Below are 14,662 nucleotides of genomic sequence, written 5' to 3'. Positions count from 1 at the left end.
TCTTAACAAAACGTAATAAACAAAGTATTTTTGTTAATTATCTTAAACTATTCCAGCGTAAAATAGAATGTCGAGCTATGCCCTAAGGTAGATTCAACCCAAATCCGACCGTTATGCAGCTCTACAATCTTTTTGGCAATGGCTAGCCCCGCACCTACTCCGCCACCATACTTTTCCTGAGAGTGAAGCCGCTTAAAAAGTCGGAAGATGGTTTCTAGGTGATGCTCTGGAATTCCGATACCATTATCCCGTACATAAAAGACAGGAGGTACTGAACTTTGCTTTTTTGGTTGCAGTAGCCCTGTTGAAATCTCCTCATTCTTATCCAGGTAACCAATCTCAACCCATTTCTTTGCCTTATCGTTGTATTTGAGGGCATTGGCAATGAGATTACTAAAAACTTCGTTAACCAGAACCGAATCACACTCAACTGTGGGCAAAAGTCGGGGAATGCGAATATCTATAAGCTCAGAGTATTGGCGACTGGCGCGAAAGACATCAATCACTTGAGTGAGTAATTCATTGAGATCGGTGGATTGCTTTCGCAGCTCTGCTTTTCCTAACTGCGAGAGCCGCAGCAGAGAATTAATGAGAGTTTCCATCCTTACCGATAAGGAAACTACTGTTTCTAAATACTCAATCCCCTCATCATCCAAAATTTGAGCGTAGTCTTCCAGCAGAATTGTTGAGTAATTGTAGATACCCCGCAAAGGTTCCTTTAAGTCGTGGGAAGCAGCGTAGGCAAAGGAGGCTAGTTCTCGGTTGCTGCGTTCTAATTCTAGGTTGATTTTGGCTAACTCATCTGCCTTAGATAGTACAATACCGACGATCGCATTCCTGAGAGCAAGGGCACAGTCAAGTTCACAGCTTTCCCAAGGTAGCGAAGTTAATCGAACTGTCTCCTGCCATTTTGCAAAGGATTTTCGAGGCCCAAGGCTAACACTGTCATCTGCCTGCTCAACCTGAGTAAATTCATTCGGGTTCCCTGCCCAATCTACCGTTTGGATGACTTCAGGGCGAAACCAAAGAATGTAATAGCGCCGGACTTGAGAAATCCGCAGTAACAACAAGCCACTGGCAGTATTTTTAAATACTATACTCTCTGGGTAAAACTTCGGTAGAGAATCGCTGGAAAATAGGTTGTCGCTAACCTGAGTGTCTGCCCATTCAATTAGGGCACGAACTTGTTCAATATTAGGTGTTGCTCCCACAAGTGTAATTTCATTATCCAGGCAAACTGCTGCTCCAGAGGCACTAACAAGATCGAGCAAGCGAATTTCTGGTTTGATCAGGGCATCGATAAAATTATCTGCTTGGGAAATAGATTCTATGAACTCAGATTGTAGAGCTTGGAGTCTGACTTTATAATCTTGTTCTACTTGACTAACTTTGTGTACTAATTCTAAAGACACAATCCGTCCTAAGAATTCGCATATTTTCCGCACTTCGTAAGACAGATACTTTGAAGTTGCATGGTGACAGGAAATTAATCCCCAAAGTTTTTGTTCTTGAATTAGCGAGATTACCAATAGTGCCGTCACACCCATATTTTGGTGGTATTCAACACAACATGAATCAACACTCCTGAGTATAGACAAGCTTAAGTCGATAGGTTGCTGTGTGATGGGATTTTCAATGGGGACTAGTTTGACTGGTTGGGCATTTATAGTAGGGATAAATCGCAGCATACAACGCGTATATAAATCCCTAGCCGACTTGGGAATATCTGTAGCTGGATAATGAAGCCCTAAATATGGCGATAAATCTTGTCGTTTTGCTTCAGCAATGACTGAACCTGCTCCTTGGTGGTCAAATTGATAGACCATTACCCGATCAAAAGCCGTAATTTGCCGGATTTCTGTTGCTACTAATTGTAAAAATTCTGTCAGATTTGAGGTTTTTTGCATCTGTGCGATCGCCTCACTGACTAAGGCATGAAAGCTTAAGAAACTCACCTCAGATGCAGAATCTGTTGGTTCTAGCTCAAGGATTACAGCATCTTCTGTACGATGAACAATGCAATCGAAGTATCGCTTTTCATTTAAAGTAATTATTGATACTTTATGACTATTGACACTACCAATTTGTTTTTCCCAGCACTGCTTGATCGCTTCAACTTGCCGATGGTCAAGCAAGCAGTTCAGAGATTGACCAAGTAAATCCTGGGTAGTTTTGCCCAAATGGTCTTGGCTATTGTTGCTAACTTGGAGTATCTCTAGCTGGGGATTGACTACCAGTAGTACACCATGAGGTTGGATTGAGCCAGGTATATGAATCGGTTTGCGATCGTGGTTAGTCAAAGAAGCAGTTTGGTCGGGGATGTCTTCAGACCGGCTCATAACTTATTTGATGTAAAGCTTCTTTTTACAATACCGCAATTAAATTTTACATTTATTTAAGTTTCTGCTTTTCCGTTAACGAATGTTTGAGAAAACCCTTTACTCAAATCTTGCACCTGCTTTTCCGTCCGCTAAAAAATTTATTTCATAAAAAATAGCCCCCTTTTCTTAAAAAGGGGGTTGGGGGGGTACCGAACCGTATGCACTTAAAGCGAGGTGCAAGATACGCTTTTAGGCGCTTAAAGTCCCCATATCAGCCTCAATCTGTCATTAACGGCAGTTTATTAGACACCTAAGTAGGCTGCTAGCGCCTCCGAACCACCAATGAGTTGCCCATCGACAAATACTTGGGGGACTGTTGTCGCACCTGTAACTGCCTTTAAAGAGTAGGTAGTTACATCTTTACCTAAGACAATTTCTTCGTAATTCATATTATGCTCTTTAAGCATTGCTTTGGCACGGGCACAGAACGGACAACCTACTTTTGTAAACAGGGAAACCTGTTTGGGTTTAACTGCTTCAGGGTTGATATATCTGAGCATTGTCTCAGCATCAGATACCTTAAAAGGATCGCCTGGTTCTTCCGGCTCAATAAACATATTGTCAACTACACCATCCTTAACCAGCATAGAATAGCGCCATGATCGCTTACCAAAGCCCAAATCTGACTTATCTACTAGCATCCCCATACCTTCAGTAAATTCACCATTACCATCTGGTATTAGGGTAATATTGGTAGCTTCTTGGCTTTTTGCCCATTCATCCATCACAAAGGCATCATTGACGGAAATGCAGATAATATCATCTACGCCATTTTCTTTAAACACGTTCGCCATCTGGTTATAGCCAGGTAAGTGGGTGGAAGAACAAGTCGGAGTAAAAGCACCTGGTAAAGAGAAGACAATTACTGTCTTCCCAGCAAATAAATCATCAGTCGTTACATTCACCCATTGATTGTTCTGACGTGTGCGAAATGTAACATTAGGAACTCTTTGTCCTTTGCGATTAGAAAGCATTACTTAGTCTCCTGGAGTCAATTCTTTGATAGTATGAGGGGATGGTTAGTATAATTGTCAACCAGTGAGCAATTACAGGGAACCCTTTAAGCTTGATCTATAAATGGTGCGATCGCTGCAACAAATTCAGGCGTCGATTCGTATGGTAAAACATTTCGCCCAGGTAATTTAATTCCACGTCCTTGAGGCAAACAAGCGAGGTAGTCAGCTAGGCGTTCATCTGGTGTCTCTTTTTTACCTTCTTGGCTAATACTCGATGCTGTTTCTCCAACAACTACTAATGTTGGTTGATTAATATATGCGATATCGCTACTGTAATTCTGTCGCCAAAACCCAGCTAAAAATGAAAACACTGCATAGCGATTACCAGTATTTTCTGCACCTGCGACCAAAGTATTCAACCATTCTTGATCAACCGTGTCACCTGAAGCAAATAGTTGGCGAGTTGAGAAAGAACGCAAAAATTTTGGAGTGCGTGCATAACGATAAAAACTATAACCCAAAGGCGAATCAAGGAGATTCCAAGTAAGTTTTTGCTGCCATTCTGGGTATTTTTTGGTGATTATAGACCAAGCTGGAGGGCCAGCAAGTACAAGAGAGTGAATTAAATTGTTTTCCTTTTGAACTAATCTGATGGCAACAGGCAATAAAGCACCTTGTACAACTACAACCACAGGTTGTTGTACTACTGTTTGTAAAAAGCAATGCAACTGTTCTGCCCAATCATTAGGAGTGTAAGCTATGTGGGGTATATCACTGTCACCGCAGCCCAACAAATCAGGGTTATAAATTAGATTACGATGCCCTGTTTCATGCCATTCACGGCAAAATCGCTGCCAAAATTTTCTTGATAATCCCACTCCAATTGGATGAATTAATAGCAGAGGAATACCATCAGGTGTTGAAGTAGTCGGTTGAAGAACTTCATAGGCACAACGATAATTAAGCCAGCTATAAAACTGAGTCAAGGAAGTTGTCAAATCGGGTGATTGAGCTACATTAGATGATTGCATATTTCTAAGTTTTGAATCTTTGCTAAAACAGCATATGTGGATGTATTAACTTGTATCCCGTATTCTTAATTTTTTGATTTGATACCCAAGCATTATATGGACGGTTACTTTGGAGAGAAGCATCCCATATAATCTGAGGTAAATTATGTTTTGCTAACACAGTATCAAACAATTCACGACTGCTAAGATGTGCATCATCTACAAGGTTATAAATGCCTTGCAAGTGGTGTTGGCGAGCAAAATCAATGGCACTGACAATATCATCAAGGTGAATCCAATTTGTGAGATCATCACCATTGCCAGGACGAGTTGTGCCAGCGATGCGACCAAATATTTTTATTAGTTCCCTACCAGTCCCATAAATTCCTCCTAAACGTAAGATACAAATGTGGAGATTGGTACTGGAGGCTGATAGCAATATTTCCTCAGTTTCTTTAAGAATTTTGCCATTGTCACTGCTCGGTGCGACTGTTGTTTCTTCATCTACAAATCCACCATTTCTATCACCATAAACAGCATAACTTCCTGTATATATTAATTGCCGTAAGCTAGAAATATCTGGTAAAATTGAAACTAAAGTTTTGGCAGTTTGCAAATAAGCTTCTTCATAGAGATTTGCACCTTTTGCTCCGACACTCAACAGCACTACATCTTGATTTTGTAATACTGCTTTTAGACCCTCTGGGTCATTTCCTTGAGTTACTACGACGTTTTGAGCTACTGCTTTGAGTTCAGGGATACGCCCAGGTGTAGTTGTGGTTGCAGTAACAAAATAACTCATCTTTTGTTGCCAATATTGGGCAACTGCATAACCTACATAGCCACAGCCAATGATTGCAATGTTCATATCTATTTAAGTTTAATTCAATATTCGATTACCTCTATAGGTAATTTAAAATCCCAAGACTCTATATATCAACGGTTTTAAGTTTTTGGATGGTACGTTTATTTTCACTTAACTGTACTACTTCAGAACTCCCTAAATTTATTACAGGAGATTCTTAATTGTGAAGTGTGAATCGTAAATTTTCAATTCTCCTTTTGGGAGTTGACTATTTTACTAATTCACCTTCAATGGTGGCAATTAATTCTGGTGAATATGCCTTGACACTACTCTTAAATCGAGATATTACCTCACCCTGCTTATTGACTAAAAATTTTCAAAGTTCCAAACGACAGACCCTGTTGGCTCAGTTGAGAACTGTTGCCAAGTTTCTCACATTGCAGGTAACGCAAAGTTACTTTCTTAACTTTGTTGACAACACGGGTAATACCGCTACCTTAATATTGATACATTTAGGCAAGTAGGGGGAGCCTTTCTCAATCTCCAGTCCCAATTTTCAAGATAAGCTACTAGCTATAATAGGCATTTGGGTAGATGCCTTATTTATAGTTTGATGCTTAATGGGCAAAGCGATCGCAAATGTTGTGCCCTTACCAACCTCTGACTCACAGCTTAGTTTGCCACCATGTTTTTCTACCACAATCTGGTGGCTAATAGACAACCCTAAACCTGTACCAATTCCTATAGGTTTAGTTGTGAAGAAAGCCTCAAATATTTTCGTTTGATGTTCTTGAGAAATACCTGGGCCGTTATCTGCAATTTTTATCAATACCCAGTTTTCTTCTAAATGTTGTGTGGTAATGACAATCTCTTTAGATGCTTGTAAATCATCTTGTGATTCCAAGGCATCCATGGCGTTAGATAATATATTCATGAATACTTGGTAGAGGGAACCTGCATAACCTTCAATACTTGGTAATTTTTTGTAGTCACGAATAATACTTAAGCCTTTTTTAGTACGGTTGTTGAGAATTAGCAAAGTGCTATCAATACAGGCGTGCAAATCAACTGGATGCAGTTCGGTTTCATCCAAGCGAGAAAAGTTCTTCAAACTCAAGACAATTTCTTTAGCACGAGTAGCCCCTACTTCCATAGATTGCAACAGTTTGGGCAAGTCTTCTCGCAAAAATTCTAGATCAATTTCTTCAGATATATTTTGGATGACATCATCGCTGGCTTTTGCTTCGTAGGCTACCAGCAGGTCTAAAAGATCCCGGAAATAGGCGCTAGTATGTTGGATATTACCGTAGATAAAGTTGACTGGATTATTAATTTCATGGGCTACTCCCGCTAACATCCGCCCAAGGCTAGACATTTTCTCACTCTGAATCAATTGCTGAGAAGCTTCTGCTTTTTGCTCTTCTAAAAGAGTATTTACCCGTTGAATCAGTTGGTTAAATGAGGTTGCTAGTTTCCCTACCTCATCTGTTGTGGTTAAAGGTGCTTGCAAACTAAAGTCAGATTCTTGGGTAACTTTTTCGGCAATATTAGTAACAGCTTCGAGGGGATGAGCAATTGCCCGACTTGTATAGCTTGCCAATAAAATAGCGATCGCCACTGACAGCATTATACTGGCAGAAATAATCTGTTCTCGCAGTCTTTGAGCAGCTTGTACAGCGGCTTCTGCATCTTCTAATTCTTTATAAGACGCCTCAACTACTTCTTCTAATGCATCTGAAGCTTGATGTAACTTGAGGTATAGCGGCCCATTTGTAAACTCTAATAGTTGTTTTTTAAATATAGAAATATTCTCTGACTTCCAAGTAGATGGGTCAATTTGCTGTAGTATTGCTCTTATTTGCTGACTATATGCTTTTGGTACATACGCATAATTTTGGAGAAACTGTCGTAGACCTTCATCATGTTGATCATATTGGTAATTTTTATTAGTGGTGTCAGCCTGAATTTCAGACCATAGCTCGTTGAGTTCAGCAGTATGTTCAAATAAATGCGAGTATTCCTGCTGGAGCAATTTTAAGTCTGTTAATATAATGAGCTTATGCTGGTGAGTCTGTACTTGTAATAGAGTAGTTTCTAAATTGTTAACCAGGCGGACTTCTTTGAATTCCTGTTCTTTTCTTAATAACGCTTGTCGCTGATAATAATCTCCTAAGGTAAATCCAGTTGCTGTTCCTACCACAGCAACACCCATAGCCACTGCATATCCTAAAGCAATTTTTTGACTGATGTTAAGACGACTAAACCGGCGGCTAATCCACCCTTGATGGTTTAATTGCGTTTCAGGCACAAATTCCTGTGAAGTCAGCTTAGAAATCTTAGGAAGTTTAAATAATGCAGTTATATTTCTAACTAGTTGCATATAAATACTCTAATTTTTATCTAAACTTTGTTTCAGCCTGACTTAAATCACATCTTTCACAACCAGTTATATACACGTCATTACAGAAGTATTAAGGGTAGCCTCAAATTTTTAACTTTTGAAAACCCAAGTGTCCCAATCCAGTTTGCTTTAAAAAAATTACATTGCAAATCGTAATAACACGTATTAATGAAAGATGCAATATCCTTTACAAGCATTAAGGAAAAATCATCTTTCTTCTATGCGTGTATTTTATTACTAAAATAATTTAAGGAATAAAGCAGTACAAACAATAACGAACTGGGTGAGGGGCATTATACCATTTCGCTTTGATGTCGCCCCTTCAGCTTACCCACAAGATTGCAAAATGCTTTTTGAAAGCAAGTATATTAGCTTACTCACACCCATTACGGAATGAAGGTAAAATACTAATTATTGATGAACTGCGCCATCAGGCATAATTGCCCCAGCTAAATTAGCCCCAATCAGTTTAACAAGAAGGCGCTCGCCAGAACGCATACGTGCTCCTGTCAAGTCAGCTCCTCGCAGGTCAGCGCCGCTAAGATCCGCACCAATTAAGTTAGCAGAACGTAAATTTGCTTCTCTAAGATCAGCTAAAAGTAGGTTGGCTCTAAACAAATTTGCTTCCGATAAATCTGCCCCTCTAAGAATAACTTTGTGCATAAAAGTATCGCTGAGATTAGCACCACTCAAGTTGGCAAAACTCATGTTTCTACCTGATAAATCTTTGTTGCTCAAGTTTGCCCGGCTAAAATCTTGACCACTCAAATCTGGGTTTTTTGGTGGTGCTTGATGAGTTGTTTGGGGTGGCTTTCTCTGTTGAGGTGGCGGCGAGTGAGTTACAGTTTGATGCTTAACTTTTAAAGACCGCAATCTATCACGAGCTTCATTAATTGCTTTCAGCTTTTCTTGAGCTTTTTGGTGTAAGCGGTGATTCTCTTTGGGAATGCGATCGGGATGCCAAACAAAAACCAAATCTTTATAAGCCTGGTTCACTTCCTCAAGTGTAGCCCCAGGCTCTAATTCCAAGACTCTATAATACCGCTCCAATTCGCTCATAAGATGTTTTAGTGGACAATCAACTTAATTATGAGTAATGCAGCCATCTATCGGCTTAATCATTTATTAAATCTCTGTTACATTCTGCATTTTCAGATTAGATATAATTTGAGATTTTTCAGTACGATTCGCAATATTTTTAGCAACTTAACTAGCTTGCTATCTTAGTTAAGCAGTAATAGCTTTTTACCAAAATCTGACATATTTATATGCTAACTGACGCAGTAGAGCAATTTTATCAGTTCTTAACGATGACAAAAATCACCTGTACAGTGGATTTATTGTATTTATCTACTCCTCTGAAACATTGTCTAAAAATGGTAACAAATAGTTGTATTGCTCAATTGGACAATCAATGGTTACTGATGCCCTTATTTTTGTAGATACAGCTAGATGTACTGCTTGCTGCTGTTGATCCTGCGCCGATGCTCAGATCAACTAAATTTTACTCTCTCAAAATCTGAAACGAAAAGCTAGGTATTTCTGTAGCAACTAGCTAAATGGCGAAGTTGTACAAAGTTATTTTGTTTATTTATATACTCTATCTTCCCATCTCCCCATTTCTCCATCGATTCATCGCTCTAAAATAAGCTGCAACTGGAATCTGATAAATCTCAATAAAAATCCAAAGGATAATTGCTAAATGTAACAAAAAAGTTAATATAGTCCAGATATATGGCAACCACGTAATAGGTTGATGTGAAGTAGGGGGAAAATTATAAGCTACTATACCAATTAAAGTTGTAGGAAGAACTATAAAAGCGATCGCTGCTAACCCATAGCCCCAACCTAGTTCCACACCTTCTAACTGGGCTTCTGTCCAATTAAATCCATTCCAACGCCAAATGAGCGGAGGTTGTCTAGAAGGCATCTTGATTTGCTGTTGTTCTAAGTTGACTGTAAAAATCTCTTGGCAGAAATCACAAGCCATTGCTTCCATCAATGGCATGGGAGTAATCTTACCGACGCGGCAAACTGGGCACGGGTAAGCTCCTTGATGGTCGAAAGATGTAGCTAAGATTTGAGAACGAGGCATCATAAGACTTAGTGGCACTGATATATTGATTGGGTTACGGCAAAATTGGGGAAAATCATGAATTAACAATTTTTTTAGCGTTTTTTATTCCCATTAACCTCTACCCAAAAGTACTTGTAAGTTCACATAAATCTGATGGTATAAATCGGGTAAAAGCCTTAACAGGCGCAATAGTACTGAGTTTAACCCTTTTTTGAATGTTGCGGGGGTATTGACGCGACCAACTGTGTCTGTTATTGTGACTTTTATAGTCAGGCGTATATTAAATTTACAGCTGAGTGCCCTACAAATGACCAGCAGCAAATCCTACTTTTATTTTTGGTTTAAGGCGGTTCACCGGGAGTGAATTAAGTTTCCACATGGAAACCGCCCGGTGAACCGCAGAGCAAACTCTGCGGTTTTTGTTTTTTCAGGAGAATTCCATCGTCATGACCTATTTTCATAGTTGGTTTTACGGCTTTTACTTTTGGCCCAGAGCAAGTTCCGGGTAAATAGCGTCATGCCGATAAATTGCAAAGCGCCCGCCCGGAACTCATAACGAGATTCCGGGCTTTTTGTTGTCAAGCCCTCAAATCCCCCCCCTACAAGGAAAAACTGATCATGATTAATGCCAAACTCGCCTCCCAATCTCATCCTCACCACCAAACAGTTATCAAACTTTCAGAAACAGTTGCTTTCGGCGGCGAAGAACTAGTAATTATTGGTGGCCCTTGCACAGTTGAAAGCTTAGGACAAATGGAGACAGTTGCCCAAAAGTTGTCTGCTGCACCCGTGCAGGCATTACGTGGCGGCGTTTACAAACCCCGTACCTCTCCCTACGCTTTCCAGGGGATGGGAGAGGAAGGGCTGGAAATATTAGCAGCGGTGCGATCGCGCTACAATATCCCCGTCGTTACTGAAGTTATGTCAATTTCCCAAATTGAAGCAGTCGCCGCCCACGCTGATATGCTTCAAATTGGTAGCCGCAATATGCAAAACTTCGACTTGCTCAAAGCTTTAGGAGAAGCTAAAAAGCCGATATTACTCAAGCGTGGCTTGGCAGCAACAATTGAAGAATTCGTCATGGCTGCGGAATATATTTTGAGTCACGGCAATCCTCATGTGGTGTTGTGTGAAAGAGGTATCCGCAGCTTCGATAATTACACTCGCAACGTGCTGGATTTAGGAGCAGTGGCAGCTCTCAAGCAGATTACTCACTTACCTGTGATTGTAGATCCATCCCATGCTGTAGGTAAACGAGAGTTAGTAGCACCTATGGCTAGGGCTGCTGTTGCTTGTGGGGCAGATGGATTAATTATTGAATGTCACCCAGAACCAGAAAAATCAGTTTCCGATGCCCGTCAAGCACTGTCTTTAGAAGATATGGTGAATTTGGTTGATAGTCTCAAGCCTGTAGCAGCAGCAGTTGGGCGAAATATCTTAGAAGCGGGGGTGGGTTTAAAATCTACCCCTATTTTGTGTGCTGCTTGAATTCTAGTAGAGATCCATATCTGAAAAATTAATTGTGAGGCTGGATGTAAAGGTGTAAGGGAATGGGAGTGTAAGGCTTTTAAATGCCATTCTCCCTATACTCTCACACGCTACCCGCCCAACAATTTTTTGTTTTCATGCGTAGTTCTTAATATTCAGGATATATACTTATACTTAAGTAATTATTTAGACGTTTTTTGGTTTTTCTAAGTAATAACCCGCATTTTTATTGAAAGATATCGGTTGCATTTAAAATTTTTTCTATATAAATAAAATTTTTATACAACTCAAATAATTATCTGTAAGAGCGATCACCACTGCCAAATGTAGCACTAAATACATTTTTTCGGCATTTTTTGGTCTTTAATACGAGATAACTACCAAAAAAATCTCTCTTTGGTTTTAAGTGCAATATATCTTTAGACATATTTTTTTGATGTATAATTAGTTTCATCTTAATCAACGATTAATTTCTAAAAAGTTTTAATAGGAATTAAAAGCCACACTACTTTTAGATTAGTGGCGTTATTTTCTCTGATGGCAAACAATTCAATTGTTTGTCTAATTTAAGGTGGATTTATACAGTACGTAAGTTCTAAGTATTTGGATAGACTTACAGACGATGCATTAATCCACATTTTTCCCCGTTACTAAAACCGCTTCAGGTGGAAAGCCAAAGGATGAAATACTGGATCAAGAAATTAGCAATCTATACATTATTACTGTATAACTTATTACTATGTAATAATTATGCCGGAGCCAACGAACTTCCAAATCTTCCAAATATTTATGTGCAGCAATTAGATGCACTCCCAGTAGTTGAAAACTTAGCAAGTGCTGAGAATTATTTTGGGGAAGCTAGAAAGGAAGATTGGCGACGATTTCGTGAGCTAATCAAAGGAACAGATAAACTAGAGGGATTGTTCACGCTTTATCACAGCCAAGACTCCGGCAAAATTTACTTGGAACTTGAGCCAGAGCAGCTAAATAAAAACTACTTAGCTACAGTGACATTAGAATCGGGCCTGGGGGAAAGTGGGATTTATAGTGGATTACCGCTTTCTGATTTCCTGTTTTACTTCCGGCGGGTAAATAATAATTTGCATTTTGTTGTGCGTAATGTTAAATTCCGTACAGAAACAAGTGAACCAGAACAGCGATCGCTTGCTCGTTCATTTAGCGACTCAGTTCTGTATTCACTGGAAATAGACAGTATTGATCCACACAATAAAAATATTCTGATTAATCTAGATAACCTGTTAATGCAGGATTTTCCGGGATTAACTCCTATATTAAAATACTCTTTGCAAGCTGATTACCACCTGGAAGCAAGCAAGTCATATTTTAGTGATGTTAACAGTTTCCCAGAAAACGTAGAGATTGATTCGATTTACGGTTTTTCATCATCAGAAGGAGCGAATTTAGTCACCTTACCTGATAGCAGAGCGCTTACCCTAAAGGTACACTACAGTTTTTCCCAACTGAGAGAAAACAACGGTTATATTCCTAGACTTGCTGATGATAGAGTGGGATATTTTATTACTGCCTTTCAAGATTTTTCTCACAATAACGCTCAAGAATCATTTGTACGTTACATCAATCGTTGGCATCTGGAACCATCCGACCCTAACGCACCCTTATCTCCAGCCAAAAAGCCAATTGTGTTTTGGATTGAAAATGCTGTGCCCTTAGAGTACCGCGGCGCAGTTAGTGAAGGCGTTCTGATGTGGAATAAAGCATTTGAAAAAGCAGGATTTCTAAATGCTATTGAAGTGCGACAAATGCCAGATGATGCTGATTGGCAACCGGCTGATGTGCGCTACAACACTATTCGCTGGTTCAATTCTCTGGATGCAGGTTTTGCCAGAGGGCCAATGCGCGTTAACCCGTTTACTGGGGAAATATTGGATGCAGATATTATTGTAGATGCCAATATGGTGCGCTCAATTCAGCATGAGTATCGCGCACTGATGGATGCAAATTCATCTTTGAACAGAAATCCGTGTCAAGAAAAGGCAAAAAGTAATAATTTCGTCCTTCTACCTTCTTCTGATCTCTGCTATGGCGAACAGTCTTTAAATGAAGCAGCTATGGGGGCCCTGGCGTTATCAGTTTTGCAAAACGCTACACCAGGTAGTGAAGCGATGAAAAAGTATGTGCATCAATATTTGCGTTCTGTCATTGCTCATGAAGTTGGACACACTCTCGGTTTGCGCCACAACTTTCATGGCAGCACCATGTTAGCGCCCCAAGAATTAAATAACACTGAAATTACTCACACTAAAGGTTTAGCGGGTTCGGTAATGGATTATCTACCTGTGAATATGGCTCCGCAGGGAGTACAACAAGGTGATTATTTCCCAGAGGTTGTTGGGCCATATGACGAATGGGCAATTGAGTATGGCTATAAAATCAACCCTCAAGCAGTACTTGAAGCAATTATTCCAGAAGCAGAAAAAAGTTTTTTGGAACAAATTGCTTTGGTGTCACCGCAACCAGAGTTATCTTACGCAACGGATGAAGATATCTGGGACGTTAATCCTTTGGCAAATGTCTGGGACATGAGTAACGACGTGTTGGTTTATTCCCAGTGGCAAATGGATAATGCCCGCGTGATGTGGCAGCGCCTTGATAAGCATTATTTGTCACCAGGAGAAAGTTATAGCAACCTGCGCGTCTTATTCAACAGAGTACTTAAATACTATTTTCGTAATGCCACCTTGCTTTGTGAATACATTGGTGGGCAATCGTTTCAACGTCTCCATGCTAGTAAACTCGGGACTGGGGATCGGGGATCGGGGATTGGGGATTTGGACAAATCAAGTGGGTTACAAACCACATTAGATTCGCTTAAGAATTCTTTCCCAGTACCCAGTACCCAGTACCCAGCCCCAGAGCAGCGTTCCTCGTTGCGACTTAGTGATGATACCTCCTGGGCATTTGTACCAGTTTCACTACAAAAGCAACGTCAGGTGTTGACAAAGCTGCAAGAATATGTATTTACTGAGGATGCTTTTAGTTTCTCACCCCAATTGCTGAATCAGCTAGCACCGTCGCGCTGGCAACACTGGGGTAGTCCTGTACCTAATAACCGCCTTGATTATCCTATTCACGAACGTATTCTAGGGTTCCAAAGTGGGGTGCTACGATCGCTACTAGACAGCGATCGCCTGAATCGTCTACGAGATATAGAATTAAAAACACAGCCAGGAGAAGCACTCTCCATACCAGAGCTGTTCGACACTCTGCAAAAAGGTATTTGGACAGAAGTTTTAGCCCCAGAACCAAAGCCAATTTCTAGTATTCGTCGTTCATTGCAACGGGAACATCTCAATATTTTGCTAGAAATGGTGCTGGGTACTGCTGAAGCGCCTGAAGATGGTCGAACACTCGCTTGGTATGAATTGCGCCAACTACAAAAAGCCATTGATATCAGGCTTAAACAACTCAATGAAAACCTTGATGTTTACACACTAGCCCACTTAGAAGTTTCTGGCGATCGCATCACTAAAGCATTAAATGCACAGTTGCTCTCTAAATAAAA

10 protein-coding genes are annotated in these 14,662 nt (G+C 40.1%); 3 read left to right on the top strand and 7 right to left on the bottom strand.

Going from position 1 to position 14,662, the window contains the following annotated elements:
* Window positions 1-47: 47 nt before the first annotated feature.
* The 4 genes from AC5JL8_RS13725 to AC5JL8_RS13710 form a co-directional block, all read right to left on the bottom strand.
* Window positions 48-2,339 (bottom strand): ATP-binding protein, encoded by a 2,292-nt coding sequence (locus AC5JL8_RS13725; protein WP_495880321.1) that lies wholly within the window; start codon window positions 2,337-2,339, stop codon window positions 48-50.
* A gap of 284 nt (window positions 2,340-2,623) precedes the next feature.
* Complete coding sequence (locus AC5JL8_RS13720) at window positions 2,624-3,355, bottom strand: glutathione peroxidase (protein ID WP_495880320.1); 732 nt, start codon at window positions 3,353-3,355, stop codon at window positions 2,624-2,626.
* A gap of 86 nt (window positions 3,356-3,441) precedes the next feature.
* The gene (locus tag AC5JL8_RS13715; protein WP_495880319.1) at window positions 3,442-4,368 is read right to left on the bottom strand and encodes an alpha/beta fold hydrolase; all 927 of its coding nucleotides are present in this window, start codon (window positions 4,366-4,368) and stop codon (window positions 3,442-3,444) included.
* A gap of 22 nt (window positions 4,369-4,390) precedes the next feature.
* On the bottom strand, window positions 4,391-5,215 hold the full coding sequence (locus AC5JL8_RS13710; protein ID WP_495880318.1) for an SDR family oxidoreductase: 825 nt from the start codon (window positions 5,213-5,215) through the stop codon (window positions 4,391-4,393).
* A 167-nt stretch (window positions 5,216-5,382) separates the two neighbouring features.
* On the opposite strand from AC5JL8_RS13710, the gene AC5JL8_RS13705 reads away from it, so the two are divergent.
* Complete coding sequence (locus tag AC5JL8_RS13705) at window positions 5,383-5,676, top strand: hypothetical protein (RefSeq protein WP_495880317.1); 294 nt, start codon at window positions 5,383-5,385, stop codon at window positions 5,674-5,676.
* 32 nt (window positions 5,677-5,708) lie between these two features.
* On the opposite strand, the gene AC5JL8_RS13700 is transcribed toward AC5JL8_RS13705, so the two are convergent.
* The 3 genes from AC5JL8_RS13700 to AC5JL8_RS13690 all read right to left on the bottom strand — a co-directional run bounded on the left by AC5JL8_RS13700 (window position 5,709) and on the right by AC5JL8_RS13690 (window position 9,648).
* A complete protein-coding gene (locus AC5JL8_RS13700) occupies window positions 5,709-7,532 on the bottom strand; it encodes a sensor histidine kinase (protein ID WP_495880316.1) in 1,824 nt (607 codons plus the stop codon).
* A 432-nt stretch (window positions 7,533-7,964) separates the two neighbouring features.
* The gene (locus AC5JL8_RS13695; RefSeq protein ID WP_495880315.1) at window positions 7,965-8,612 is read right to left on the bottom strand and encodes a pentapeptide repeat-containing protein; all 648 of its coding nucleotides are present in this window, start codon (window positions 8,610-8,612) and stop codon (window positions 7,965-7,967) included.
* A 541-nt stretch (window positions 8,613-9,153) separates the two neighbouring features.
* A complete protein-coding gene (locus tag AC5JL8_RS13690) occupies window positions 9,154-9,648 on the bottom strand; it encodes a hypothetical protein (protein WP_495880498.1) in 495 nt (164 codons plus the stop codon).
* 600 nt (window positions 9,649-10,248) lie between these two features.
* Here AC5JL8_RS13690 and aroF point away from each other — a divergent pair.
* Window positions 10,249-11,118: a 3-deoxy-7-phosphoheptulonate synthase gene (aroF, locus tag AC5JL8_RS13685; RefSeq protein ID WP_495880314.1), complete on the top strand. Its 870-nt coding sequence runs from the start codon at window positions 10,249-10,251 to the stop codon at window positions 11,116-11,118.
* Between the two features lie 680 nt (window positions 11,119-11,798).
* Window positions 11,799-14,660, top strand: coding sequence for a zinc-dependent metalloprotease (locus AC5JL8_RS13680; RefSeq protein WP_495880313.1), 2,862 nt, complete (start codon window positions 11,799-11,801; stop codon window positions 14,658-14,660).
* Window positions 14,661-14,662: the final 2 nt, after the last annotated feature.

The organism is Mojavia sp., assembly GCF_059505145.1.
The sequence above is the reverse complement of the archived record's forward strand: the minus strand, read 5'-3'. Positions and strand labels throughout refer to the sequence as shown.

What these genes read in the sequence shown, in the direction of transcription:
- AC5JL8_RS13710 (WP_495880318.1), bottom strand. Translation starts at nt 5,215, where the DNA reads ATGAACATTGCAATCATTGGCTGTGGCTATGTAGGTTATGCAGTTGCC.
- AC5JL8_RS13700 (WP_495880316.1), bottom strand. Translation starts at nt 7,532, where the DNA reads ATGCAACTAGTTAGAAATATAACTGCATTATTTAAACTTCCTAAGATT.
- AC5JL8_RS13680 (WP_495880313.1), top strand. Translation starts at nt 11,799, where the DNA reads ATGAAATACTGGATCAAGAAATTAGCAATCTATACATTATTACTGTAT.
- AC5JL8_RS13720 (WP_495880320.1), bottom strand. Translation starts at nt 3,355, where the DNA reads ATGCTTTCTAATCGCAAAGGACAAAGAGTTCCTAATGTTACATTTCGC.
- AC5JL8_RS13695 (WP_495880315.1), bottom strand. Translation starts at nt 8,612, where the DNA reads ATGAGCGAATTGGAGCGGTATTATAGAGTCTTGGAATTAGAGCCTGGG.
- aroF (WP_495880314.1), top strand. Translation starts at nt 10,249, where the DNA reads ATGATTAATGCCAAACTCGCCTCCCAATCTCATCCTCACCACCAAACA.
- AC5JL8_RS13690 (WP_495880498.1), bottom strand. Translation starts at nt 9,648, where the DNA reads ATGCCTCGTTCTCAAATCTTAGCTACATCTTTCGACCATCAAGGAGCT.
- AC5JL8_RS13725 (WP_495880321.1), bottom strand. Translation starts at nt 2,339, where the DNA reads ATGAGCCGGTCTGAAGACATCCCCGACCAAACTGCTTCTTTGACTAAC.
- AC5JL8_RS13715 (WP_495880319.1), bottom strand. Translation starts at nt 4,368, where the DNA reads ATGCAATCATCTAATGTAGCTCAATCACCCGATTTGACAACTTCCTTG.